The 23,743-nt window shown below is 42.4% G+C and carries 23 protein-coding genes and 2 pseudogenes; 7 read left to right on the top strand and 18 right to left on the bottom strand.

Going from position 1 to position 23,743, the window contains the following annotated elements; genetic code table 11:
• Positions 1-661: 661 nt before the first annotated feature.
• Positions 662-1,456 carry an LmeA family phospholipid-binding protein gene (locus tag CDG77_RS04755; RefSeq protein ID WP_181154307.1) on the top strand — a complete coding sequence of 265 codons (795 nt, stop codon included), beginning with the start codon at positions 662-664 and terminating at the stop codon, positions 1,454-1,456.
• Between the two features lie 208 nt (positions 1,457-1,664).
• Here CDG77_RS04755 and CDG77_RS04750 read toward each other — a convergent pair whose 3' ends face one another.
• The 8 genes from CDG77_RS04750 to CDG77_RS04710 form a co-directional block, all read right to left on the bottom strand.
• The gene (locus tag CDG77_RS04750; protein ID WP_094328259.1) at positions 1,665-3,056 is read right to left on the bottom strand and encodes a UDP-glucose dehydrogenase family protein; all 1,392 of its coding nucleotides are present in this window, start codon (positions 3,054-3,056) and stop codon (positions 1,665-1,667) included.
• 150 nt (positions 3,057-3,206) lie between these two features.
• Positions 3,207-4,157, bottom strand: a complete 951-nt coding sequence (locus CDG77_RS04745) for a UDP-glucuronic acid decarboxylase family protein (RefSeq protein ID WP_094328258.1) — start codon at positions 4,155-4,157, stop codon at positions 3,207-3,209.
• Positions 4,158-4,573: 416 nt separating this feature from the next.
• Positions 4,574-6,712 (bottom strand): cation:proton antiporter domain-containing protein, encoded by a 2,139-nt coding sequence (locus CDG77_RS04735; RefSeq protein WP_094328256.1) that lies wholly within the window; start codon positions 6,710-6,712, stop codon positions 4,574-4,576.
• A 151-nt stretch (positions 6,713-6,863) separates the two neighbouring features.
• Positions 6,864-7,520: an HAS-barrel domain-containing protein gene (locus CDG77_RS04730; protein ID WP_094328255.1), complete on the bottom strand. Its 657-nt coding sequence runs from the start codon at positions 7,518-7,520 to the stop codon at positions 6,864-6,866.
• A gap of 410 nt (positions 7,521-7,930) precedes the next feature.
• Positions 7,931-8,128 carry an NAD(P)H dehydrogenase subunit NdhS gene (locus CDG77_RS04725; RefSeq protein ID WP_012411449.1) on the bottom strand — a complete coding sequence of 66 codons (198 nt, stop codon included), beginning with the start codon at positions 8,126-8,128 and terminating at the stop codon, positions 7,931-7,933.
• Positions 8,129-8,224: 96 nt separating this feature from the next.
• Positions 8,225-9,538, bottom strand: coding sequence for a rod shape-determining protein RodA (gene rodA, locus CDG77_RS04720; RefSeq protein ID WP_094328254.1), 1,314 nt, complete (start codon positions 9,536-9,538; stop codon positions 8,225-8,227).
• Positions 9,539-9,704: 166 nt separating this feature from the next.
• Positions 9,705-10,775: an Mrp/NBP35 family ATP-binding protein gene (locus tag CDG77_RS04715; protein ID WP_094328253.1), complete on the bottom strand. Its 1,071-nt coding sequence runs from the start codon at positions 10,773-10,775 to the stop codon at positions 9,705-9,707.
• A gap of 415 nt (positions 10,776-11,190) precedes the next feature.
• Positions 11,191-11,715, bottom strand: a complete 525-nt coding sequence (locus CDG77_RS04710; protein WP_094328252.1) for a polyketide cyclase / dehydrase and lipid transport — start codon at positions 11,713-11,715, stop codon at positions 11,191-11,193.
• A 308-nt stretch (positions 11,716-12,023) separates the two neighbouring features.
• On the opposite strand from CDG77_RS04710, the gene hemF reads away from it, so the two are divergent.
• Together hemF and CDG77_RS04700 are read left to right on the top strand one after the other, a co-directional pair.
• Complete coding sequence (hemF, locus tag CDG77_RS04705; RefSeq protein WP_094328251.1) at positions 12,024-13,064, top strand: oxygen-dependent coproporphyrinogen oxidase; 1,041 nt, start codon at positions 12,024-12,026, stop codon at positions 13,062-13,064.
• Positions 13,065-13,289: 225 nt separating this feature from the next.
• Positions 13,290-13,658, top strand: coding sequence for an STAS domain-containing protein (locus CDG77_RS04700; RefSeq protein ID WP_094328250.1), 369 nt, complete (start codon positions 13,290-13,292; stop codon positions 13,656-13,658).
• 69 nt (positions 13,659-13,727) lie between these two features.
• Here CDG77_RS04700 and CDG77_RS04695 read toward each other — a convergent pair whose 3' ends face one another.
• Entirely contained in the window at positions 13,728-14,333 is a 606-nt protein-coding gene (locus tag CDG77_RS04695; RefSeq protein WP_094328249.1) for a chromophore lyase CpcT/CpeT, read from the bottom strand.
• A 204-nt stretch (positions 14,334-14,537) separates the two neighbouring features.
• On the opposite strand from CDG77_RS04695, the gene psb29 reads away from it, so the two are divergent.
• Positions 14,538-15,245, top strand: coding sequence for a photosystem II biogenesis protein Psp29 (gene psb29 / locus CDG77_RS04690; RefSeq protein WP_094328248.1), 708 nt, complete (start codon positions 14,538-14,540; stop codon positions 15,243-15,245).
• Positions 15,246-15,313: 68 nt separating this feature from the next.
• Here psb29 and CDG77_RS04685 read toward each other — a convergent pair whose 3' ends face one another.
• The 4 genes and pseudogenes from CDG77_RS04685 to CDG77_RS04670 form a co-directional block, all read right to left on the bottom strand.
• Positions 15,314-15,676: a phage holin family protein gene (locus CDG77_RS04685; RefSeq protein WP_094328247.1), complete on the bottom strand. Its 363-nt coding sequence runs from the start codon at positions 15,674-15,676 to the stop codon at positions 15,314-15,316.
• Between the two features lie 293 nt (positions 15,677-15,969).
• Complete coding sequence (locus tag CDG77_RS04680; RefSeq protein ID WP_094328246.1) at positions 15,970-16,650, bottom strand: ExbD/TolR family protein; 681 nt, start codon at positions 16,648-16,650, stop codon at positions 15,970-15,972.
• Between the two features lie 45 nt (positions 16,651-16,695).
• A complete protein-coding gene (locus CDG77_RS04675; RefSeq protein WP_094328245.1) occupies positions 16,696-17,424 on the bottom strand; it encodes a MotA/TolQ/ExbB proton channel family protein in 729 nt (242 codons plus the stop codon).
• A gap of 163 nt (positions 17,425-17,587) precedes the next feature.
• A pseudogene (locus CDG77_RS04670) lies at positions 17,588-17,797 on the bottom strand (MASE1 domain-containing protein); the annotation flags it as partial.
• Positions 17,798-18,050: 253 nt separating this feature from the next.
• On the opposite strand from CDG77_RS04670, the gene CDG77_RS04665 reads away from it, so the two are divergent.
• The gene (locus tag CDG77_RS04665; protein WP_094328244.1) at positions 18,051-18,365 is read left to right on the top strand and encodes a YkvA family protein; all 315 of its coding nucleotides are present in this window, start codon (positions 18,051-18,053) and stop codon (positions 18,363-18,365) included.
• Positions 18,366-18,575: 210 nt separating this feature from the next.
• The gene (locus CDG77_RS37355; RefSeq protein ID WP_223269708.1) at positions 18,576-18,725 is read left to right on the top strand and encodes a type II toxin-antitoxin system HicB family antitoxin; all 150 of its coding nucleotides are present in this window, start codon (positions 18,576-18,578) and stop codon (positions 18,723-18,725) included.
• A gap of 214 nt (positions 18,726-18,939) precedes the next feature.
• Here the strand turns inward: CDG77_RS37355 and CDG77_RS04650 are convergent, their stop codons facing one another.
• From CDG77_RS04650 to groES, 5 genes and pseudogenes are all read right to left on the bottom strand, one after another.
• The gene (locus tag CDG77_RS04650; protein ID WP_094328243.1) at positions 18,940-19,560 is read right to left on the bottom strand and encodes an SMI1/KNR4 family protein; all 621 of its coding nucleotides are present in this window, start codon (positions 19,558-19,560) and stop codon (positions 18,940-18,942) included.
• A 126-nt stretch (positions 19,561-19,686) separates the two neighbouring features.
• Positions 19,687-20,113: pseudogene (locus CDG77_RS04645) on the bottom strand (DUF4351 domain-containing protein); the annotation flags it as partial.
• A gap of 119 nt (positions 20,114-20,232) precedes the next feature.
• A complete protein-coding gene (locus CDG77_RS04640) occupies positions 20,233-20,550 on the bottom strand; it encodes a hypothetical protein (RefSeq protein ID WP_143856958.1) in 318 nt (105 codons plus the stop codon).
• A 174-nt stretch (positions 20,551-20,724) separates the two neighbouring features.
• A complete protein-coding gene (gene groL, locus CDG77_RS04635) occupies positions 20,725-22,359 on the bottom strand; it encodes a chaperonin GroEL (RefSeq protein ID WP_094328241.1) in 1,635 nt (544 codons plus the stop codon).
• 88 nt (positions 22,360-22,447) lie between these two features.
• A complete protein-coding gene (gene groES, locus CDG77_RS04630) occupies positions 22,448-22,759 on the bottom strand; it encodes a co-chaperone GroES (RefSeq protein ID WP_069071443.1) in 312 nt (103 codons plus the stop codon).
• 323 nt (positions 22,760-23,082) lie between these two features.
• Here groES and CDG77_RS04625 point away from each other — a divergent pair, with 323 nt between their 5' ends.
• Positions 23,083-23,583, top strand: a complete 501-nt coding sequence (locus CDG77_RS04625; protein WP_094328240.1) for a (2Fe-2S) ferredoxin domain-containing protein — start codon at positions 23,083-23,085, stop codon at positions 23,581-23,583.
• The last annotated feature ends 160 nt before the right edge of the window (positions 23,584-23,743 follow it).

Below are 23,743 nucleotides of genomic sequence, written 5' to 3'. Positions count from 1 at the left end.
CTATAAATGTAAGCCCAATTCTTACGCCTCTCGTATGGGTGTTAGCTTGAGGGTCTAGAGGGATACTTGAATGTCCCTCTGTCATCACGAGATGTCAGGAATCCCCATCCGCCTTGCGGTGGGGTGGTTCAATAATTACCATCCTGCTGGCAATTAACTTAGGTGCTGGATGTTATTTGACTCTAGCTAATCCTCTAAAAATCCTAGAGCAAACATCAACTAAACTTACTTTTATTATTCGACCAAAAGTATTTTTAGGTGTGGGAATATTTTTTAGTCAATTATTTGTTCTATTTTTATTTGCGACTGGGTTTCGTACAGAGATGTGTGTATACCGTAGCGCCAGCGAGGAGGGGGCTATGACGTACCTTCATGTGATTAGGAAACGCTATATATTATTAACGTCAACATCTGACTCAGTTTTCATCGCTTGAAATGTTATACTTTTCCTGCATTTACCGTTTACATTCCTAAACAGAAGGTGTTTGACCTGTATTTACCTCCTTTATTCTCTTTGTAGTTAGTAATATTTAATACATTACATCATCAACCATCAGCTATCCAACTTCTACCCATCAGCACAATTAATCACGGGATCGCTTGCTGTATTCTTCACAGTTTGTTACAAAAGTACAAAGAACTTCTAGAGACTAAAAACCACATGTTCGGCGGACTTACTGGTTTACAAGATCCTAAAGGCACAGATTGGGGAGAGCGGATGCTCAACACAGTCGCCAGCCAAACGATTCGCCACCTGTTTACGCAAAGCGAGTCAGTAGAAGTCTTTGTGCGCTGCTACCCCTCCAGCAAACTGTTGCAAGGCAGCATTGATAGCTTCAAAATGAGCGGTCGTGGCTTGGTGATTCGGAAAGATTTCGCGGTAGAGGAGATGTCTTTTGAAACCGATGCGGTGGCCATTGACTTCGGCTCGGTTTTAAGTGGCAAACTCAGTCTCAAGCAACCCACTCAAGCGATCGCTCAAGTAATTCTATCAGAAGCAGGCATCAACCAAGCCTTTAGCGCGGAACTGGTGAAAAAGCGCCTGCTTAACCTCTCTGTGCCATCGCTGACAGCATTATCTGGCGGTGAACCAGTTTCCTTTACGGAGGTTCAGGTGCAGCTATTACCAGAAAATCGGTTGCAGCTTGTAGCAAAAGCAGATTTAAATAATGGCGACCTTGTACCCCTGAGCATGATCCTAACTATAGGCATTGAAAGGCGACGGCGAGTTTCTTTCAAAGATCCAAAAATCGAACTTGAACAAGTACCAGAAGGACAACGGGAAATTTCCCAAACCTTGAGTGTCGCGCTGGTAGAAATTTTAGATAATATGGTTGATTTGGATCGTTTTGATCTTGATGGAGTGAAAATGCGACTCAACCGATTAGAAACTGAAGGTCAAAAACTTATTTTCAGTGGATATGCTGAAATCGAACGTATTCCAAATAGCGCTTGATATGAAAAAAAACGCAAAGGTTCAAAGTAAAGTTTTCCTGAACAGCTTTGCATGAAGCTTTATACAAATTAAATACCGCCTAGATGATTCTGGGCGGTAATTTAAATACTTAAGTTTTGAAGGGAGTTAGGAGTTATTGATTATGGGTTGTAATTAATTTTTACTTATCACTCCTAACTCCTGTAGAGACGCGATTAATCGCGTCTTTCTACCTTCCCACGCCTACATATTGGAATCCAGCGCGGATGAGTGTTTCGGGGTCGAGGAAGTTACGACCATCGATGATAACGGGGTGAGCCATCAATTTTGCCATCTTCACATAGTCAAGAGTGCTGAACTGCTGCCATTCAGTGACAAGTACTAAAGCATCGCAGCCATCAGCTAGTCTTTCGGCATCAGTTTCTACTAATACACCAGAAAGACCATGACGCATACCTGTTTGAGAAATAATGGGGTCGTAAGCTTTAACTTTCGCTCCCAGTCTATTTAGCTGCTCAATTAAAATCAGGGCTGGAGCATCGCGCAAGTCGTCGGTATCTGGCTTGAAGGTCAGTCCGAGTAGTCCGACTGTTTTGCCTTTGAGAATTTTCAAAACCTGTTGGAGTTTCTCTAGAGCAATCAAGCGTTGGCGTTCGTTGACACTGACGGCAGATTTTAGTAATTGGGCTTCATAACCATAGTCATCAGCAGTATGAATCAGAGCCGAGACATCTTTGGGAAAGCAAGAACCGCCCCAACCAATACCAGCTTGTAAAAATTTGTTACCAATGCGGGAGTCTAGACCGATGCCTTTGGCCACTTGGGTGACATCAGCACCGACGCGATCGCAAATATTAGCAACTTCGTTAATAAAACTAATCTTGGTGGCTAAAAAGGCATTCGCGGCATATTTAATCATCTCCGCCGAACTCAGGTCTGTTGCCAGAATTGGCACTGGGGGTAAAGATTGATCGACAGCGTACTTGCGTTCCACAATTGGGGCATAGAGTTGTTGCATCAAGGCTACTGCTCTTTGACTATTGCCCCCTAGTACAATGCGATCGGGGTTGAAGGTGTCGTGAACTGCTGAACCTTCGCGCAAAAATTCTGGATTGCTTACTACATCAAACTCGGCTACAAACTCAGGTAATTTCTCATCGCTCGGCACTCCACCTGCGGGTACAAGTGCTTTCTGCCGCTCTGCAACACCATCTAGAACAAGCATCCGCACCCAGTCACCTGAGCCAATGGGGACTGTAGACTTATTAACGATCACCTTATAACCACCGTTGAGATTTTCCCCAATCCCACGGGCTACAGCTTCCACGTAACGAGTATCACTTTCACCAGTGGGTAAAGGTGGTGTTCCCACAGCAATAAACAGAATTTCTCCGTGGGTAACTCCAGCAGCAAGATCGCTTGTAAAATGAATCTTCTCGGTTTGAATGGCAGACTGCATAATTTCTGAGAGTCCCGGCTCAAAAATTGGGGACTGTCCAGACTTCATTAACTTAACTTTTTCTTCGTTGTTGTCTACGCAAATTACATCATGCCCAATATGAGCCAAGCAAGCACCTGTAACTAAACCAACGTAACCAGTACCAATAACGCAAACACGCATTCTTTAACTCCCTAACTTTTTTGGGTGTAGTCTTCAAAAAGAAGTTATCAATATGACACTTAACAGACTGTTAGTAAACTCAGCCACTAAGCATACCAGCTACCGAGCGGGTGAGCTTGCATGAAAATTTAGAGCGATGTTAGGCGCTACTTAGTTGGTTGAATTATTGCCATCGCCTTGAATGCGATCGCGGAAATCTTCTATTGTCAGTTTTAACCCCTCTTGCAGAGGAATGGTAGGTTCCCAATTTAACCAAGTTTTTGCCTTGGTGATATCAGGCTGGCGACGGCGGGGATCGTCCGAAGGTAATGCCTCGAATTTAATCTTTGAATCCGGGTCGATCATATTTTGCACAGCTTGGGCCAATTGTAATATCGTGTATTCACCAGGATTACCCAAATTTACTGGGCCAATATAGTCGCTATTCATCAGCCGGATGAATCCTTCTACCAGATCGGAAACGTAGCAAAAACTACGAGTTTGCGAACCATCTCCGTACACAGTTAAAGGATTACCCCGCAAGGCTTGAACTATAAAGTTGCTCACCACCCGACCATCGTTTTCTAACATTCTTGGGCCGTAGGTGTTAAATATCCGAACAACTCGAATATCAACTTTATTTTGTCTGTAGTAATCAAATGCTAAAGTCTCAGCAATTCTTTTACCTTCGTCATAGCATGAACGGATCCCAATGGGATTGACGCTACCTCTATACTCTTCAACTTGGGGATGAACTTCAGGATCTCCGTATACTTCACTCGTTGAAGCCAAGAAAAATCTAGCTTTTACACGTTTAGCCAGCCCCAACATATTCAGGGTTCCCATGACGTTAGTTTTAACGGTTTTGACTGGGTTGTACTGGTAATGGACTGGTGAAGCTGGACAAGCCAAATGATAAATTTGATCGACCTCTAATCGAATTGGTTCGGTAATATCATGGCGGATCAGTTCAAAGTACGGATTACCTAACCATTTAAGGATGTTTCGTTTGTGACCAGTGTAAAAATTATCCAAGCATATTAATTCATGCCCCTCGGTCATTAATCGGTCGATGAGATGGGAACCAATAAACCCAGCACCGCCCGTCACCAAAATTCTCATAGTTTCCCAGTTAGTTACAAATATTTTCAGTAGCTATTGCACTTACCTTTAGATTACCCAGCTTGGGGACAAAAATACAGAACTGAAAAAAGAACAAGTTTAATCAAAAAGTATTGTTGAATTTACTTATTTTTCTCCATTTATAACTTTGTGATGTTTTTACCTGCTTCTTGAACAATTTAACTAGCAAAATAACAAACTTAGTCTCAACATTGTCAGTCTTCGACTCAAAGTTCATCAAATCTTCAATAATATAAAATGTTTTTATGGTTACTGGTGTTCTCATCTGGAAGCAGCAGAGAATCGACTGTAGGGATATCTGTATATTTCTACAGTCGATTCATTTGTTACAAAGCTTTTTGTGAATGCGGATTGCCAGCCCCAGTTCACTCAGATAGACTGGAATCTGCCCCACATCATACAGCAGATATAATGCTAGTAACCGTGTTAGAGATCGCTATATTTGTGCTTTGAGTGCGCTGCGGTTCTCCAAGTATGATGATGGAGCAGGTGAGTTGTCTGGCTAACTGGGTTGTAACATCGCTAATAGCTAACCCTCCAGGACTAGTACGATTACGGATAAAAGGTAAAACGACTAGATCGTATAATCGTGCAGCCTGCAAAATTGCTTGGGCAACATTTTCATGAGCGATAATTTGAATTTCTGGGGCATTCGCCAAAGCTAAATTAGATACCATTAGGGAGAGATGCGATCGCCTCCAGGCAATTTTACTGGAACTTGTGCGGCGATCGCACACATTTAGCACAGTAATGTGACTCTGATTTGCCTCTGCCAGCATTTGGGCAAATTGTACAGGCTGTAATGTCGGTGCTGTTAAATTTTCTACTGGTACTAAGATGCGCTGAATTTTTTTCGGTGATTCTACTAGACGTGTCACTGCGACTGGACAATGGGATGCCCAAAGCACACCATCAATCACATTCCCAAATAAACGCGCTCTTAATCCAGTCCGTTTTCCCCAACCCATAACAATTAAATTAGCCTTTTGTTCGCGGGCGGCCCGGCTAATTCCTTGAGCAAAGGCATCATCAATTCGCAGCATTGGTTCTGCGGCCACGCCTAATACTCGACTGTATGCCGTGGCTTTGGTCAATAACTGCTCGCTGCGTTGTAGAGACGCTTCTAACTGTGGTGCATCCATCTGAGCAGCAGCAGTAGCGATCGCAAGCGGTATAATTTTCCCCTGAGATTGACGCGCGAGTAAGGCCGCCATTTCAATCAAATGCTGTTCGGTATGAGGATTATAAACAGGTACGACTATAGTAAAAGCACTACCTATCTCTGGTGCATTCTGGTCAGGTAGAGATGGTGCTAAATCTTCGCCTGGTAAAGAATTCAAACCAACAGCGATTCGACTCGTCATCAAGGGCCCCAAGGTTGATGTGACAACCATTAAGACAATGACACTGTGTAATACTTCTAGTGGCAGCAATCCAGCCTGATATCCCACTAAGGTAGCTGCTAAAGTTGTACCAACCTGGGGAAGTGATAGCGACCACATAGTTAGCGTTTCTTGCCACTTGTAGCGGTAAATTAGTTTTGTCAACAAAGCTGCAATCAATTTACTGACAATCAAACCGACTATCATCAACAGCGTTAACTTGAGCGTGTCCAGGTTGTTAGCAAAGGTGGGTAAATCGATCAGTAAGCCAAGGTCAACAAAGAAAATGGGAATAAACAGCACACTGCCAATAAATACCACCTTTTCTTTGACTGGGCCTTCACCCACCGCTTCATTTACCGCCAAACCCGCTAAAAAAGCACCAACAATTTTTTCTATCCCAATTAATTGAGCGCCCACTGCTGCCAGAAACACAGAAAGTAACACAAATAAAAACTTGTTTCCTTCGTCATCTCCAGATCGCTTGAAAAACTCCTTACCTGCCCAATCAAAACCTGTCACAACAGCAACAGAGTAAATAATTAACCAACCCGACAAGGTAAGTAGTTTAGCAAAGCTGAATGCTCCAGCATGAGCAACACCTACACAAACGGCTAAGATTAGCACTGAGCCAACATCTGTAAAAATCTTAGCTCCAATAGTCACAGTAACAGCTTCGTTGTTTACCACTCCCAAACGGCTGATTATCGGATATGCCAAAAGGGTATAGGAAGCGAATAAAGAGCCAATTAAGATGGAAGTATTCCAGCTATAGTCTAAAATTAGGCCAACTAAGGTTCCCATCACTAGGGGGACACTAAAAGTCAAACTAGCAAATCCAAAGGCACGACTTTTTTGCCGACGAAACTTTTCTAGATCGACTTCTAGTCCTGCGACAAACAGCAAATAAATTAACCCAATGTCTGATAGCAGGTTAATCATCGGCGAGTCAGATTGAAATAAATTCCAGCCGGAAGGCCCAAGTACTAGCCCTGAGAAAACCAAACCCACTAATCCTGGTAATCTTAGCCGCTCAAACATGATGGGTATAACTAAAATAACCACCAGCAAAATAGCAAAAGGAACAATTGGTTCCTTGCCAAGAACTTGGGAAGTTGGTTCCAGAACAAGAACTTGTGAGATGAGTTCCATAGGTAGGAATTAAAGGAGCTATGGTAAAATTGCGATTACCTTGGGGGCGATCGCCTAATGATATAAATCAATGCAGAAGCCACCTGACGAAAAATCAATAAAAATAATTAATAACTTACACTAACTAGGCAATTGTCCAAGAATTAACTACCTACGGATGGATTTGACTTAAAATAAACCGCAAGCGATCGTAGTCATCTTTAAGTAGCACGCTTAGATTCCGTCCAGCTTTAATGAGCCATTCCCGGTCAGCTTTGCGTAACTGGTATACATTTCGAATAGCAGCTGCGGTTAAAGACTCGACTGGCGCACCGTTAATACAAAGTAGTGTCCGCAAAAAATCTAGTTCTTCAGTAAATTTAACGATCGCTTCTGGTTCGCACCGATAAACAGCTTGATGAATTTGCGGGGGACGGGGTGGTAGATATTGATATATTCTTTGGTTATAACCTCGATTCTGAGAAGACTCCTCAAATCCCACGATCGCAGCTCGAAATTCTGTTCTCAGCATGGCAAATATCTGTGGTTGTTCCTCCCGTAAGTCTTGCAATGATAACCCCAAAGCCCTAGCTCTGTGGACTGAATCTATGGGCGCTGTCGTAGCATAATATACTATTCCATAAACTTGATTGCCAGATTCTTCATCCACAGAACAAACCCAACTACCAAAGGGTGGCATGGAGGGAAAGCTCAAATCTTCTGGCTCTAAACACTGAGCTAAAAATTCTGTACTAGTAGTCTCAATCACCTCCGCAATATGGTTGGGATGGCGATCGCCAGTGGCAAACTGTGGTAATGGGAGGCGCATGGTAATTTAGTCATTAATCATTGGTGAGCCAGCGCGGTCTTCTCCCTTTGGGCTACGGTGTCCACACAAGTCTTTGAGAGTGGCCTCACAAGCTTTTGATCCCCGTAACCCCCGATAAATTGGGGGGCAAAAGTCTCTTAAAGTCCCCCAATTTATCGGGGAGCCACTGCGGTCTTGGGGTCTCCCCAAGTGAAGCAAGTGGCGTGGATTTAGGGGGATCTTCAACGATTTTGGGTTTCGTACAAAGATGTGTGTACACCGTAGCTCAAAGGGAAAGGCTAGCGCCAAGGAGTTTCCCCCATGAGTGACTGGCGTTAGCGCAGCGTTAGCAAGGCATGAGCGTCACCCGTAAGGGTCATTAGTCATTAGTTTTTGCCAAAGGACAAAGGACAAATGACCAATGACTAATCTTATTTGGCTTTTTTCCGTCCGGCTATGGTCTCTACGAGTTCCAATTCACTCAGGCGAAAGGTAACTAATTTATCCCAGTTACCACCTTCAAATAATACGGCTACTTTGCCATCAGTCAGTCGTTGCACGAGTCCTTCGTAGCGATAGTAGGTATCTGCGGGATTTTTGACGCGAACAGTTGCTCCAGGCAGAATCATGTTTTTAGCCTCGCTTGTTTCCTTTTAATAGCTTAATACTTCTTAATAGTCATTGGTCATTAGCAATTGGACTTTGGACAAATGACTAATGACGAATCAATAATACTTCTGCTTTTGGCGAAAATTTGCTACCGATTCTACGATTCCCAACGAAATGAAGTTAGTCAGCATAGCAGAACGCCCATAACTCATCCAGGGTAGGGGAATTCCGGCCACAGGCGCTAAACCTACAGTCATGCCAACGTTCACAATCACCTGAAACACGATCATGGATAAAACGCCAATAGCCAACAAAGAACCAAAGTTGTCTTTGGCGGTTTGGGCGACATGCAGTAGACGGAGGCAAATTAAGCCGAAGACAAACAGCACTAATAAACAACCAACAAAACCGAATTCTTCCCCCACTGCGGAGAAAATAAAGTCTGTATGCTGTTCAGGTACGAAATTTAGTTGTGTCATTGGCCCCTTGAACAAACCCCATCCCCAAATTTCACCAGCACCAATGGCAATACGAGATTGGATTAAGTGATATCCAGCACCAAGTGGATCGTGATCGGGATCCATGAATACAGTTAGCCGATCTTTTTGGTATGGTTTTAAAATATGGTTCCAAGCGAAGACTCCTAATTCGCCACCGAATATATTGAGAGTCCATGCACTGATAGCACCAAAACCAAATCTCCGCCAGGGCAGAGTTTGCCAGCCCAAAATAGCCATCCCAGCAGACCAAATTAGCCCTAATGGGCCAAAAGATAGTTCTTTGAATAAAACTATCGGCTCTGAGAAAGGCCAAGATATACTAAACAAAATGGCAGCAACCACAGGAGAAATCATCAGAATTAACCAGCCTGGGTTAGCATTTGCCCAGTAAAGCATTCCTAAGACGATCGCACCAAAGACCAGTGATGTTGCTAAATCTGGCTGCAAAAATACTAATCCCCAAGGGATGGCAGTGATTGCCAGAACGCGGAGAACACCTTCGAGGCTAGAAGCAGTCTGCCTGTGTAGCAAAGCCGCTAAGGTGATAATCATGCCGATTTTGGCAAATTCTGAGGGTTGTACGTTAAAGCCGGCGATATTAATCCACCTTTGTGCCCCTTTAGCACTAGTACCAGCAATCATCACAGCAATTAAGCTGAAATTCGTTAGTGAGTATGTTACCCAGTGCCACTGCATCAAGAGTTCGTAACGGATGCGAGATAAAAATAGGGCTATAAGCACGCCGATACCCGCTACCATCCAGTGCCACCACCAGTCCGTTACTGGCTGCTTCAGTTCTGTACTGAGAATCATGGTGCCACCAAAGATACTGATAGCAACTGGCAAACAAAATAGGAGCCAATCTACATGCTGCCAGGGCTTAACCCAAGACTTCCAGCGAATTTTGGGGAGCGATCGTTTTAACAACATTGTGTCAATTTAGACGTTAGCTTTAATTGTTGGGATTGGGGATTGGGAATTGGGAATTGGGAAAAAATCAACAATTATCCTTTCCCTACTTCCCCACTCCCTAATACCCAATCCTTAGTATTCCCAAGCTATAGCTCAGGAAGTAGATAGAAATTAAAATTTATAATTATGTCAGGGCCGCAACTGATACTTTACCAGCAATCGTAAGAGCGATCGCGGTTAATGCTTTTGCCGAAGCTGAATCTGGATCGCCAACAACTATGGGCACACCACTGTCACCACCAACTCGTGTGGAAATTTCTAGTGGTACGCACCCCAACAGTGGCACTCCTAATTCGGTGGCTGTTTTAGAGCCACCACCAGAACCAAAGATGTCATATTGCTTATCAGGTTGGTCGGGGGGGATAAAATAGCTCATATTTTCCACAATTCCCAATACCGGGACATTCATCTGCTGGAACATCCGCAATCCCTTGCGAGAATCTAACAGGGCTACATTTTGCGGCGTGGTGACAATTACCGCCCCTGCCATTGGCACTGCTTGAGTCAAAGTTAACTGAGCATCTCCGGTTCCCGGTGGCATATCTACAATTAAATAATCTAATTCTCCCCATTGCACTTGATAAAGAAACTGGCGAATTACACCATTGAGCATAGGCCCCCGCCAAATTACTGGTTGATCTCGGTCAATCAAAAAGCCCATTGAAACTAATTTGACACCGTGATTAAAAGCAGGTTCTAGGATGTCACCTGTTTCAGTGGAACGCACAGTAATTTGAGCATCAGCCAGACCCAGCATAGTGGGGTCATTGGGGCCGTAAATATCAGCATCTAACAAACCGACTTTCGCTCCAGTTTGAGCTAGAGCCACTGCAACATTTACCGCCACCGTACTTTTACCAACGCCACCTTTACCGCTGGAAACAGCAATAATATTTTTGACACCAGAAATACCAGTGCGGTCTGGCAAACTTTTTTGTTGCGGTGTTTCTGCGGTTACTTCTATACTGACATCTGTAACACCTGGTAGCTTTTTGACAGCTTTCTGACAGTCTTCAACGATAAATTCACGTAAAGGACAAGCAGGAGTGGTCAACACCAAAGTGAAACTAACCTTACCATCCTCAATTTTGACGTTACGAATCATATTCAGTTCCACCAGACTTTTGCGGAGTTCTGGATCTTCCACTGGTCGCAAAATTTCTAAGACAGAGCGAGAATCGAGGACATCGTACATAAAAATTCAAAATTCAAAATGAATAAATACACTTGTGGCGAACTTAGTTATCAACTGGATACTTTCTTAGGGCTTTCCAAGAAATAAATTATCCATCTTGTGGGACGGGCAAGATGCCCATCCCACAAGAAAATTTGGGATATTTTTTTATTTGGAAGTCCCTTAAGTAAGGTCAGCTTAGTGGTTTCACTGTCAATGCCGTAATAAAATTTAGTAAATGGCATTATTACCTATATAGAATCTTAACTTTCTTTGGGCATTGGGAATTGGGCATTGGACACTTACTTGTACTGAGCGAATGCGAAGAGCGTCTCTTAGAGAAGCCGTAAAGCCTGCGGCATAGCTTCGCTTAGGGCATAGTATCTCGTAGAGAAGTATTGGGGGTTATTCTCCTTGTCCCCCTTGTTCCCCTTGCCTAAAAATCAAAACAACTGTCATTAATGGATTTTTTCTTACTAGATACCGTAGGCAATGCCGTCTTTTCCACTGCCTCGATTAAAGACCGTGCTACGCGGTCTACATAAGGACGGGATAAAGACCAAATTAAGGGGGATAACCATCCGCGGAGTGTTACAGAATAAGACAAATAAGTACCACAAACCGTTGATTCTACTTGATAAGTTATCCGTTCCTCTATCCCAGGAATCGCTAGCACTCGGATACTCAGCATCTCTTTAGGATTGACGCGCTCCACAAAGATACGGATAGGAATCGGTGAAAAGCGCGTTACTGCGTGAAAAATCAATCCTGGTTTGGGTACTAATCCGTAGGGTACGTTAGTACTCTTAAGTAGTGGATGCCAAGAAACATCTGTTAAGTCAGCGACTTTTTGCCACAATTCATCTACAGAAGCAGAACTTATCTCTCGATACGTCCGCACCAGAGAAGCGCAAAACCGACGACGTTTGCGGTGGATGAATTTGGATAACCAATCTTGCATTTTCCTAATCCTCCCCCTCTCTAGACACTTTCTGGTAACTCTGGTATTGTGGGCAACTACGCTCAGTTCTTGGAATGCCAAATGAGCGAAATAGTAAAAATTAACAAAAAAAACTCAGTCAATATACAAGCCTATACGCATTTGAGGGAAAATAACTCTAGTGATGCCTATCAATCGTATAAATGCTTAACCAGTAAGAAAAAAGCGGGTTGGGCAAATAGAGCTTGATTGTTGGCGCGTGTTTCCCCCAAATTTTAAGATAAGAAATTTGTGGCTTTCTGGAAATTGTAATTTAGGTTTGGGAATCTATGTTGACCAACTCGCAAACACCAACTCTAGCAGCAGAATCATCCAAGTCCTTGCCAGCACCTGACGCTCAGACTAGAGTCAGTCAGTTTATGAAACAACTGCAAGACGAAATTACCGAATCATTGGCAAAACTAGATGGTGTGGCTAAGTTTCATGAAGATAGTTGGGAACGCCCTGAAGGGGGTGGAGGGCGATCGCGCGTGCTGCGAGAAGGTGCAATATTTGAACAAGCAGGTGTGAATTTTTCTGAAGTTTGGGGTTCCCATTTGCCAGCCTCAATTTTGGCTCAACGCCCTGAAGCCGCAGGACATGGCTTTTATGCCACGGGAACTTCAATGGTGTTACACCCACATAATCCTTACGTGCCCACAGTTCATTTAAATTATCGCTACTTTGAAGCGGGGCCAGTTTGGTGGTTTGGTGGTGGTCTTGACTTGACACCTTATTACCCTTTTGCTGAAGATGCGGCACATCTACACAAAACATTAAAACAGGCTTGTGACAAACACCACCCAGACTATTACTCGGTGTTTAAGCCCTGGTGCGATGAATATTTCTACCTTAAGCATCGTGATGAGACACGAGGCGTAGGTGGTCTATTTTTTGATTACCAAGATGGCCAAGGTGCTTTATATCGCGGGCCAAATCCCAATGGAGACGCGGCTATGCATAGCAATCAAGTGGGAACCCCAGAAACCCGTAATTGGGAAGATTTGTTTGCCTTTGTCCAAGACTGTGGCAGAGCATTTTTACCAGCCTACGTACCCATTGTAGAACGGCGACATGGGATAGAGTATGGCGATCGCCAACGGAATTTTCAACTCTACCGCCGGGGACGGTATGTAGAATTTAACTTGGTTTATGACAGAGGTACTATTTTTGGTCTGCAAACCAACGGACGTACCGAATCAATTCTCATGTCCCTACCGCCCTTAGTGCGCTGGGAATATGGCTATCAACCGGAACCCAATACCCCTGAAGCCGAGTTGTATGAAACCTTTCTCAAGCCTCAAGATTGGATCAACTGGACACCCAGTTAATAGTGCTGAGTTAGGAGTTAGGAGTTCTTCCCTATCTCCTTCACTCCCCACTCCCCCATTTTTAATTGCTACTCAGTACTGTTTTAGTGAGTTAAACTACTAAAGTTAAGCACTTAGCAGAAAAAGGTGACAATTTTAGCTATGGCTTGTTAATCTCAAGTGACAGCATTAGACAATTCTGTGTAACTAGCTAATCTTAAAAGGAATGCCACGGGGAGGGCTTTAGTGATTCAGATAGACCAAAAAACTTATACAACCCAAGACGGAAATACCGTTATTGTCCTGACACCAGCAGGTCGTCTAGACATTACCACCGCTTGGCAATTTCGCCTGAAATTACAAGAGTGTATTTCTAAACTCAGCCGCCATGTAGTCGTGAATCTGGCTCAGGTAAATTTTATTGATAGTTCTGGTCTAACGTCTTTGGTAGCGGGGATGCGCGATGCTGATAAAGTCAAGGGCAGTTTCCGCATTTGCAATGTACATCCAGAAGCCAAACTCGTGTTTGAAGTGACGATGATGGATACTGTCTTTGAAATCTTTGAAACAGAAGAGGAAGCTCTAGAAGGCGTACCTCGTAGCATCGCTAGCTAAAAAAGGGTTAGGAGTTAAGAGTGAGGAGTTAATTGAAACTCCATAACTCGTAACTCATGAAGCATAAGTTTATCTTATTTTATACTGATTTCGCTTGGTGTAGCGATAAGGGCCCATAATCGCTCCCCAAGTTGCTTTTCCAGTTGCTGGATCGATTCCTTTGTCATAGCTGTGGAATTCTGCCGCAGTAGCTTCAAAACCCAAGGAAACATAGGCGCTATTGCCAAGATAGGTAAAGCTGCAACGACTCTCTGGTTGTGGGGTAGCGTTAAACTTATAGCGATCGCCAGCTAGTGTTTCCTGAGCTACTGTTAGGATACAACCTGGTAGTAAATCTAATTGTTCGGATGTCAGTGTGTTTAACAGAGCAGGGTTATTGCCTGCACCTCTTAATGCATCTGGATCTTGAGGCATGTAATATTGTACTTCCAGAGATGTGTCAGAGTTGCTACCCTGACGCAACCGCATAATTCTCTGGCGGTAAGGTTTATCTAGGTTAATCGCGTTAGCTTGTTCGGCAAACAGGGTGATGCTATCTTCTGTGAACAAATTCACTGGTCTTTGCCACATTCGGAGATGGACATACCAAACTGGTTCGCCTATAGCTTGTTCCTGATTATCAAATTCACCTGCTAGGCACTCACCTAAAGCAATTAACTGTGGCGAGAAGTTCATAAATGCGATAAATAAATCATTATAGATAAAAATTTTTGGCTAGTTTTTTTAGAGGAAAGGGTCTTATCCCCTATGCCTACTAGCTTATAAAATACTTTTGATTTGTTTATATTGTAAATGAAACCGTCACCAGTCAAAAGCTAAACTTGGCAAAGTAGCCTTTAAGCGTGAAAATAAAGATACGTCGCCCTTAACATTTTCTTTGTGAATAACGTCCGTACTGTCTCTGATACAAAACGAACTTTTTACAATCTTCACACCCGTCCGATTAACACTATTTATCGTCGGGTCGTAGAAGAATTGATGGTAGAAATGCATCTACTGTCAGTAAATATCGATTTTAGCTACAATCCAATTTATGCCTTGGGCGTCGTCACGACTTTTGACCGCTTCATGCAAGGCTATCAACCAGAACGAGATCGAGAATCGATTTTTAATGCCCTATGTCGGGCTATAGAACAAGATCCGCAACACTATCGACAGGATGCGGAAAGATTGCAAGCTGTAGCTAAAGGTTTGCCAGTTAAAGATTTAATTGGGTGGCTAGGCCAAACTACTTACTTAGATCGAGATGCTGACCTGCAAACACAACTGCAAGCGATCGCCAATAATCCTAACTTTAAATACAGCCGTTTGTTCGCAATTGGTGTATTTTCGTTATTGGAACAGTCAGATCCCGAATTAGTCAAAGACGAAAAGCAACTCACCGAGGCGTTAAAAGCGATCGCGGCTGGCTTGCACGTATCTGAGGACAAACTCAACAAGGATTTGGAGTTATACCGTTCTAACCTAGACAAGATGGCGCAAGCCCTAGTGGTGATGGCAGATATGCTCTCAGCCGATCGCAAAAAACGCGAACAACGTAAACAACAATCAGCTACCCCCGTTGCTCCCCCAAGTTCAAACGAATAGTTAGGAGATGTTAGTTAGGAGTGATGAGTTCTTAATAACTCCTAACTCCTGACTCCTCACTATTAATTTTAAACACCCAATAATTTGTAGATTAAGCTGTTAATTATAGTCAGCGTAAATGCCCCAATAACAGCACTCCAAATCCCATAACGTAAGCGAAATCCCTCAACTAACCAAGCCGCAATACTAAAACAAACTACGGCAATCATAAATGTGAAAATGCTTGATAGTAAGTCCAATGTGAGTAAATTGGGGACTGCAAAAATGAGGTTTAAAATCGGTCTGACTATTGCCGTCACGATACCAAGCACTGCGGCAGAAAGGAAGGCTTTACCAGGAGTATCAATTTCAACTCCTAAAGGTAATTTACTAATTATCAACAGGCTGATAGCTGTTACTAGCCAAACAATTAAAAGCGTAACGATATTCATGCCACAATCCCTGAAATGTGAATGGCAATTGGTGATAAATTACTTCAGTTTATCGGTGTAAAAATCTTTAAAGCTCAACCAATTATTTGTAAATTAGCAGAAGTTTCATCGCTAACCGAATTTTGTTTTAGATATCTTTAGGATTGAGAAAAAGCTTCAGAGGGAATAAGGAAGAAGCAGGAGAGCAAGGAAACAGCGGGCAGAAGGGAAAAAAGTAATTTTTAATTTTTTCCCTTGTACCCAGCAACAACTGCTCCTCTGCCCTTTGTGCCCAATCCCCCATACTTCCTATTTCATCTTTTCAGAGGAGGTTGGGTTTGTTTGGGTGCTACAGGCACTTTGGATGCTGGTGGGTTGGAAATACCAGGATTGATAGGACTGATACCTTGTCCAGTTGGAGGCTGACTTAGACCAGGTAAGGGTACAGAATTGGGTGCTAAAGGAAATTTAGGGCTAAGATTGCCTTCAGGATTGATGCCTGGAACTGTTCCTGTACCAGGATTGATTGGGAAAGAGGGAATATTAGGCTGGTTGAGTGAGTTTGTGGGTAGTTGAGATGGGCCGGGAATAATTCCCAAAGAAACGCGATCGCCTCCTACTTGCCGTAACAAATCCAATGTCTCAATCACATCATTATAAGTTGCTGTCCGCGAAGCATTCAGCACCACAACAGCACTGGGGTTTGCTTGGAGATACTGTTTTAACCTCGCCCCCAAATCGTCGCGTTTTACAGGCTGTTTTTCTATGTAAGTATTGCCGACGGCATCGATAGTTACAATCAAACTTCCACCCTGTGATGTTATTCCAGATACTGTACTAGGGCTGGCTTTGGGCAAATCAACATTTATTGCTTGTTGCCGCGTAAATTGTAATGCTGCTAATAAAAAAAACGTCAGTATACAAAAAACAACATCAATTAAAGGAATGATTTGAATTTGGACTTCTTCAATTGGGGTATGTAGATTAACTTTCATTTTCTCAATTTAAACATCTGGTTTTCGGGTTGAATTCTTGCTGGACTAATTAGCTGCATTAGGTGGTTCAGGAGGTTCAGGCAACCTAGTCTTTCCTGGCTTACGGGGTGGAGTGAAATTTTCCCGCACAATTGCTGATGTACTATTACTAAAATCAGGGGGGGATTGGCGATAGAGTAATTCCATTTCATTCCCTGCCTTCCGAAAAACTTTGATTTGGTTAACTACAAAACTTTGAAATAGGCGGTAAAATACCAAACTAATAATGGCAACTATTAGCCCCGTTGCCGTAGCAATTAGAGATTCACCAATACCAGTAGTTACACCAGCTGTCGATTCAGTTCCCAAATCGCCAATCCGAATTGCTCGCAAAGCTCTGATTAAACCCAAAACCGTGCCCAACAATCCCAGCAGGGGCGCGAGGGCAATCACGGCTTCTAAAAGCTTTTCACCCCGCCGCATTCCAGCCAATTCATCTTCTGCTGTAGCCTCAAGTGCTAGTCGAAACGTTTCCACATCAGTTTTTGGAAAACGTAAGGGGGCATAGAGAAAACGTCCGACAGGTTGATGACTTGCTTGTTTGGCAATGTCCGCAGCTGCTTGCCAATTATCCTGAGCAGCATCCAGAATGCGATCGACTATTTGCTTTTCCTGAGTCAAAATTCGCAGCCAGAACCACAGACGCTCAAAAATCACACTAAAAGCCAGAACCGATAGGACAAGCAAAGGCCACATCGCTGGCCCGCCCTTATAAAATAAATCTAAAATATCCACTGTTTAAGTTTCCTCCCTCCATAACTAGAGCAAATGTGCTAAAGCATTTTAATTCTAGAGATTAATGCAAAATGAGGGACTTCCAAAATATAAATTTATCGAAAAGCTAAAAAGACACTGTAAGCATGGCGTATTTGACTCAGACTGGTTGACAAACCTAGTGCTGGGTAGGCAATTGTAGGTAGGTAATATTGCCATGAACAAAGTTCATCGGGTTGTTGATTTTATATGCCACACCTGCCACCAGTTGACCCAGACTAGACATTTTTTCACTTTGAACCATTTGTGCTTGAGTGTGCTGCAATTCACTCAAAGCGCTTTTGAGTTCGGCGGTGCGTTCTTCTACCCTGTCTTCTAACGCTGTAAAGGATTCCCCTATAAAATAAACAATCAACATCCATACAATTTATTTGTTGTTAGGGAATTACTACTACAGCACAGCAAAAATAAAATTTACAGTCCGAATCAATGAAACCCTTGCAATCCTATGCTTTTGTGGATAATTACAGATGAGGTATTTGGTGGAAAATTACGAGTAGCGTCATCCAGACTAACTAGGACGGTTATTCCCACCGGGAGTTTTTAGGATAATTTGTCAAAATTAAAGATAACTGGAGGTTAAAAATATGAAATTTTCAATCCAATCACTTTACACCTGGTATCGCAATGTGCTTCGTAACCCGAAGTACCGTTGGTGGGTAATTTTAGGAACGCTAGTCTATTTGGTCAGTCCAATTGATATTCTCCCAGATTTTATACCCGTTGCGGGACAGATTGATGATGTTTTCCTTTTGACTCTGCTAGTTAGTGAAGTGTCTGGACTGGTGATTGAAGGCTGGAAAGCTCGTAAGGGCGATCTAGGCACTGAAGCACCTAATACTACTGAGGCTTCTACTACCACTCCAAGCACTATCGATGTTGATGCCGTTTCAGTTAAGTAGCTTTAACCAAACCCCTGCTTTTTGAATTTGAGGTAGGGGATATTTTTTTATACTTAAAAAGGGGGACTTAGAAGTATTTATAACTTTTGATAGTGACAAGGAGACTTTTCAAACATCCTCTGAAGCTAGAAGATTGTGCGATCGCTGTAATTCAGAAAAGCGATATCATAACAATTAAACCGCTCCAAACAGTAATATCTACATACAAGAATGGAAAGATTGGTAAACATCCACATTGAGAAATTACATGAAGGCGTTTATTTAGCAACATCTGATGAGCTTCAAGGTTTAGTAGCTCAAGGACGGACTGTTGCTGAAACTTTAGAAATTGCCCGTGATGTAGCGCGTAAGTTATTATAAGCACAATCTCAGAATCAAAAACTAAATTATTTGCAGCCAATAGCTGAACAATTTAACTATCCTTTAATTGTAGGTCAGTAGTTAATTCATGGGACGGCTAGCTGGGTTTAGCTACAGACAAATTATCAAAATCTTAAAAACCTTTGGCTTTGTTTTTCATCGTCAAGCCGCAGGGAGTCATGAAATCTAGTTTAATTCTGAAAGTAACCCTATTTTATTTACTTGTATCACAGCGTTCTGCTATATCTAACATCATATTTGTGAGGCTATTAAAAATAGTTTTTGGTTCTCCATCTTCAATTGATTGTAGATATATTTCTGAAATAAATGCAAAATATTTATCTTTACAAGTAACAATTATATATGACTTAGGGTCATGATAAAAAATAGGAAACCAATCTGATTTCCAAATATCAGCATTAACAATTTCTACTTGTAATTCATTTTCTTCTTTATTTAGTTCTGGAATAATAAATCCATTTGTCATATCAACCATTTCAGCTAATTCTTCATTTAAATCTTTATCCCACTCATAATCAAGTTCAGGATCATCACACAACCCTATTAGCTGGTTGTATTCATCAATTGCATCTTCTAGGGAAAGAAAAGTGTATCCATGAAAAAACTGCGCTATTTTTTCTCCTTTACATATACGCATACCATTCCGCCATTGGTAAAGTTCATAAACTTCTCTTGGCAAGGTAAAGGGCAAGTTTTTAACTTTTTCTTCAATTTCTTCATAAGCTAATCCTGGTTGCAGAGAAAAAGCATAAGAGGGTTTGTTTTGCTGGAACCAATTTAGAATTCTGTCTAAAGCATCTGTTAACAGTGACATAGAACCAGAGATTTTTACTTTTATAAATAGTTGCCTCTAGATTAACTTCTCTTTATACTTAGGGTGCGATTAAAATAAAAACAACCGCTCCATAAAATAGCAGCTTTCACAATTTCATTAAGCTTATTAATGCTGCTCTAACCAAGCTATCAAATCAGCAACTTCCGAAAAATCTAACAACGCCTCTCCCAACTCCTCTAACTGTTCAGCAGATAAATTCCGAACCTGCTCAACTAATGATGCATCGATATCACCAAAACGCCGTCTAAGCTGACGACTAATCAATTTAAACGCTTCCTTTTGAACGATATCTTGATAAATCACAGACTCTTTCATAATATCCTCCCGTAAAAATTGCCGAACTAAATCCTTCTCAAACCGCAAACCCGCCAGAATTTCTACACAACCCGCGATATTGATATTTTGTCGCTCCTCCCTATCTGGAATTGTAGCGACTTGTTCAGCCACTTGTGCCAGTAAAGTTTGCGGCGAGTTAGTTCGCGTCTGCTAAAGATAACAGCGTCGGCTTAACTAAAAATAGTGTTGAATGTTGCTACCAGACACCAAGCACGCCAAGGAAATTATTTGAGTTTATAAAAATTACAAAAAGCGGCTAGTTTTTGAGAAAAGTAGCTGCTTTTACGAAATAAAAAATATTAATAAATAAGCTATTTAAACGTATAAAAATTGATTGCACAAAAATAAGGTATTAATATCCAATAATCTTGCCCAATATTGGATAGATATATCTAACAATCGTATTCTCCTTTCCACTTCGGGATGTATATAAGGACTTATTGACAATTGCTGTCTGAACTTACTTGTAATAGATGTTAATTCACAAGCATCAGCAGATATTAAAAAAACAAGCTGATCTTTTATATCTGGACTTAGGCTTTTATCATTATCAACTGCATCAATAAAATCTTCTAGTCTTTGCTCAATATTTTTCCTAGCATAACTTGCTTGTGTTTTTAAGATGTAATTCATGGTTAATGTCATTAAATATTCATATTATAACTGTTGTTCATTCATTAGCAGAATATTTGTACTACTATTTTTGCGCCCCTAGCCTCCGGCAACAGCTTCATCAAAGGCAGTTCAAACAAAAAAACAGCCGCCTCCACAAGGGAAGCAGCTCTTTTATTATGTAACTACAAAGTATTAGTAATCGAAGTCACCGCCACCAGCACCAGCGCCAGCAGGAGCGCCATCTTTAGGCTCAGGTTTGTCAACTATAATACATTCGGTTGTCAACACCATACCAGCGATGGAAGCAGCGTTTTGCAGAGCAGAACGAGTCACTTTAGCAGGGTCAACAATACCAGCAGCTAACAAGTCAACAAATTCGTTGGTTGCAGCGTTGTAGCCAACGTTGAATTCTTTCTCTTTGACGCGTTCAGCGATTACAGCACCATTCTGACCGGCATTTTCAGCAATCCGCTTCAGAGGTGCAGGTAAGGCGCGAACGACAATCAAAGCACCAATCAACTCTTCATCTTTCAGATTTTCCTTTGCCCAAACTTCCAATTCAGGAGCAAGGTGAGCCAGAGTTGTACCACCGCCAGGAACAATACCTTCTTCCACAGCAGCTTTAGTGGCGTTGATTGCGTCTTCTAGGCGCAATTTCTTGTCTTTCATTTCGGTTTCGGTTGCTGCACCTACTTTCACTACAGCAACACCACCAGAGAGTTTAGCAAGACGCTCTTGCAGTTTCTCTTTGTCGTAAGAAGATTCGGTTTCATCGATTTGACGACGAATCTGTTCTACACGAGCCTTAACAGCAGCTTCGTTACCTTCGGCAACAATTGTGGTGCTGTCCTTGGTGATGGTGATCCGGCGAGCTTTACCTAGGCTATCTAGCTTGGTGTTATCTAGCTTCAGACCAGCATCTTCGGTGATTAGTTGACCACCAGTTAAAACAGCGATGTCTTCTAGTAGTGCTTTGCGGCGATCGCCAAAGCCAGGAGCCTTAACAGCAGCCACGTTTAGTACACCGCGTAAACGGTTTACTACCAAGGTTGCTAAAGCTTCTTTTTCAATATCTTCAGCGATAATCACCAAAGGACGACCAGCACGAGCTACTTGCTCTAACACTGGTACAAGGTCTTGTACCAAAGCAATTTTCTTATCGGTCAGCAGGATGAAAGGTTCATCAAAAACTGCTTCCATCCGTTCAGGGTCGGTAGCAAAATATGGAGAGATGTAGCCTTTGTCAAAGCGCATCCCTTCAGTGATTTCCAATTCGGTGAACATAGATTTCCCTTCTTCTAGGGAAATTACGCCTTCTTTGCCCACCTTATCCATTGCTTGGGCAATCATTTGACCGACTTCTTCGTCATTACCAGCCGAGATCGCACCAACTTGGGCAATGGCTTTGGAATCTTCCACTGGACGGGCGTGTTCTTTGATTTTGTCTACCAAAAAGGCAGTAGCTTTATCAATACCACGCTTCAGGGAAATTGCGTTAGCACCAGCTGCAACGTTCCGCAAGCCTTCTTTAACGATCGCATGAGCTAAAACGGTAGCAGTTGTAGTACCGTCGCCCGCAGCATCGTTGGTTTTAGAAGCAGCTTGACGAATCAAAGCTACGCCAGTGTTTTCAATATGGTCTTCTAATTCGATTTCTTTAGCGATCGTTACACCGTCATTAACGATTTGCGGTGCGCCAAATTTCTTTTCTAGAACTACGTTACGACCTTTGGGGCCGAGGGTAACAGCTACGGCCTCAGCCAAGATGTCAATGCCTCGTTCCAACGCACGACGGGCGTTTTCGTTGTAGATAATGCGCTTTGCCATATTATTTGTCCTTTGTCATTTGTTTTTTGTCTTTTGTCTTTTGTCTTTTGTCATTGGCTAATGACTAATGACCATTGACTAATGACAATTAGATAACAACTGCTAAAATGTCTTTTTCAGAAAGCAGTACATATTCTTCGGTGCCGAGCTTGATATCAGTGCCAGCGTACTTGGAGTACAGCACTTTATCGCCGACTTTAATTTCCAATTCTTGACGGCTACCGTCGTCGTTACGCTTGCCAGGACCAAGGGCAACGACTTCCCCTACCTGGGGCTTTTCCTTGGCGGTATCGGGCAAATACAGACCACCTGCGGTCTTTTCCTCTGAGGCGTTCACTTTTACGAAAACGCGATCGCTCAAAGGTTTAACAGTAGAAACGCTTAAAGATAAGGCTGCCATAATTATTTTCTCCAGAGATTAGCACTCTCAACCCCTGAGTGCTAATCTACCGAAAATTAGCATCCGATGGCAAGAATTCCTTTAGTACGGGTTCCCGAACTAGGAGAGCGTTGATGTACTTAAGTATAAATGCCTAATTATTTTTACTCTGCGGGTTCTGTCCTGTAAGTTACGTATATTTTTATATGGTAAAAGGGAGTCGGGAGTTGGGAGTAGTGAAGAGTTTTCCCAATTATCAATGCCCAAGACCTCATTCCCTTCTCAGTCAACTTTATTTGCAAACCTTGCAAATTGTTATAGAACTGTAATCAGGGAGCCGCTCGATGAGTAACAATACAGTGATCCAGCCCAGCCACCAAATCCCCAAATCCACTAAATCTCTAGAATATAAGCCCCTGAGTAATTGTGTAGAAAGTTTAGGACTTGCAAAGATTCAGCGACACATTTTTATTTGCGCTGACCAGACAATTGCTAATTGCCGCTCAAAACGAGCTAGTCTGGAATCCAGGGAATACTTAAAAGGGCGACTTAAAGAGTTAAAACTTGATGAGCCGCAACAGAATTATCCCTTATGCGTCTATGGAACTAAAGCCAACTGCTTGCGTGTTTGTTGTTCTGGACTCATAATGGTGGTTTACCCTGATGGTGTCTGGTATCGCCAAGCAAAATTGGAAGTTATTGAGCGGATCGTTCAAGAACACTTAATAGGCAATAAGGTGGTAGAAGAATATGAATCTTTAAACCATCCTTTGCCAGAAACTTCCCTAGTTTCTTGTGAACCCCTCATCGAGGCTTGGCAACCGAAGGATATGGTAGAGCAGTAAGCTTTAAGAAAGTGCGGGTTGGTTTTGAGGTAGGGTCATCTTTAAGCCAATACTTACTTGTGAGTTAGAAGGATTATTATTTAATCAGTGTTTTTTCGCCCGCCACTTTCAATGCGATATATAATAGCGCATTATAGATACTACTGCTATACGTATCCTT

The organism is Nostoc sp. 'Peltigera membranacea cyanobiont' 213 (genome assembly GCF_002245975.1).
Classification (GTDB): Bacteria; Cyanobacteriota; Cyanobacteriia; order Cyanobacteriales; family Nostocaceae; genus Nostoc.
The sequence above is the reverse complement of the archived record's forward strand: the minus strand, read 5'-3'. Positions and strand labels throughout refer to the sequence as shown.

What these genes read in the sequence shown, in the direction of transcription:
- CDG77_RS04755 (WP_181154307.1), top strand. Translation starts at nt 662, where the DNA reads ATGTTCGGCGGACTTACTGGTTTACAAGATCCTAAAGGCACAGATTGG.
- CDG77_RS04750 (WP_094328259.1), bottom strand. Translation starts at nt 3,056, where the DNA reads ATGCGTGTTTGCGTTATTGGTACTGGTTACGTTGGTTTAGTTACAGGT.
- CDG77_RS04745 (WP_094328258.1), bottom strand. Translation starts at nt 4,157, where the DNA reads ATGAGAATTTTGGTGACGGGCGGTGCTGGGTTTATTGGTTCCCATCTC.
- CDG77_RS04735 (WP_094328256.1), bottom strand. Translation starts at nt 6,712, where the DNA reads ATGGAACTCATCTCACAAGTTCTTGTTCTGGAACCAACTTCCCAAGTT.
- CDG77_RS04730 (WP_094328255.1), bottom strand. Translation starts at nt 7,520, where the DNA reads ATGCGCCTCCCATTACCACAGTTTGCCACTGGCGATCGCCATCCCAAC.
- CDG77_RS04725 (WP_012411449.1), bottom strand. Translation starts at nt 8,128, where the DNA reads ATGATTCTGCCTGGAGCAACTGTTCGCGTCAAAAATCCCGCAGATACC.
- rodA (WP_094328254.1), bottom strand. Translation starts at nt 9,538, where the DNA reads ATGTTGTTAAAACGATCGCTCCCCAAAATTCGCTGGAAGTCTTGGGTT.
- CDG77_RS04715 (WP_094328253.1), bottom strand. Translation starts at nt 10,775, where the DNA reads ATGTACGATGTCCTCGATTCTCGCTCTGTCTTAGAAATTTTGCGACCA.
- CDG77_RS04710 (WP_094328252.1), bottom strand. Translation starts at nt 11,715, where the DNA reads ATGCAAGATTGGTTATCCAAATTCATCCACCGCAAACGTCGTCGGTTT.
- hemF (WP_094328251.1), top strand. Translation starts at nt 12,024, where the DNA reads ATGTTGACCAACTCGCAAACACCAACTCTAGCAGCAGAATCATCCAAG.
- CDG77_RS04695 (WP_094328249.1), bottom strand. Translation starts at nt 14,333, where the DNA reads ATGAACTTCTCGCCACAGTTAATTGCTTTAGGTGAGTGCCTAGCAGGT.
- CDG77_RS04685 (WP_094328247.1), bottom strand. Translation starts at nt 15,676, where the DNA reads ATGAATATCGTTACGCTTTTAATTGTTTGGCTAGTAACAGCTATCAGC.
- CDG77_RS04680 (WP_094328246.1), bottom strand. Translation starts at nt 16,650, where the DNA reads ATGAAAGTTAATCTACATACCCCAATTGAAGAAGTCCAAATTCAAATC.
- CDG77_RS04665 (WP_094328244.1), top strand. Translation starts at nt 18,051, where the DNA reads ATGAAATTTTCAATCCAATCACTTTACACCTGGTATCGCAATGTGCTT.
- CDG77_RS37355 (WP_223269708.1), top strand. Translation starts at nt 18,576, where the DNA reads ATGGAAAGATTGGTAAACATCCACATTGAGAAATTACATGAAGGCGTT.
- CDG77_RS04650 (WP_094328243.1), bottom strand. Translation starts at nt 19,560, where the DNA reads ATGTCACTGTTAACAGATGCTTTAGACAGAATTCTAAATTGGTTCCAG.
- CDG77_RS04640 (WP_143856958.1), bottom strand. Translation starts at nt 20,550, where the DNA reads ATGAATTACATCTTAAAAACACAAGCAAGTTATGCTAGGAAAAATATT.
- groL (WP_094328241.1), bottom strand. Translation starts at nt 22,359, where the DNA reads ATGGCAAAGCGCATTATCTACAACGAAAACGCCCGTCGTGCGTTGGAA.
- groES (WP_069071443.1), bottom strand. Translation starts at nt 22,759, where the DNA reads ATGGCAGCCTTATCTTTAAGCGTTTCTACTGTTAAACCTTTGAGCGAT.
- CDG77_RS04625 (WP_094328240.1), top strand. Translation starts at nt 23,083, where the DNA reads ATGAGTAACAATACAGTGATCCAGCCCAGCCACCAAATCCCCAAATCC.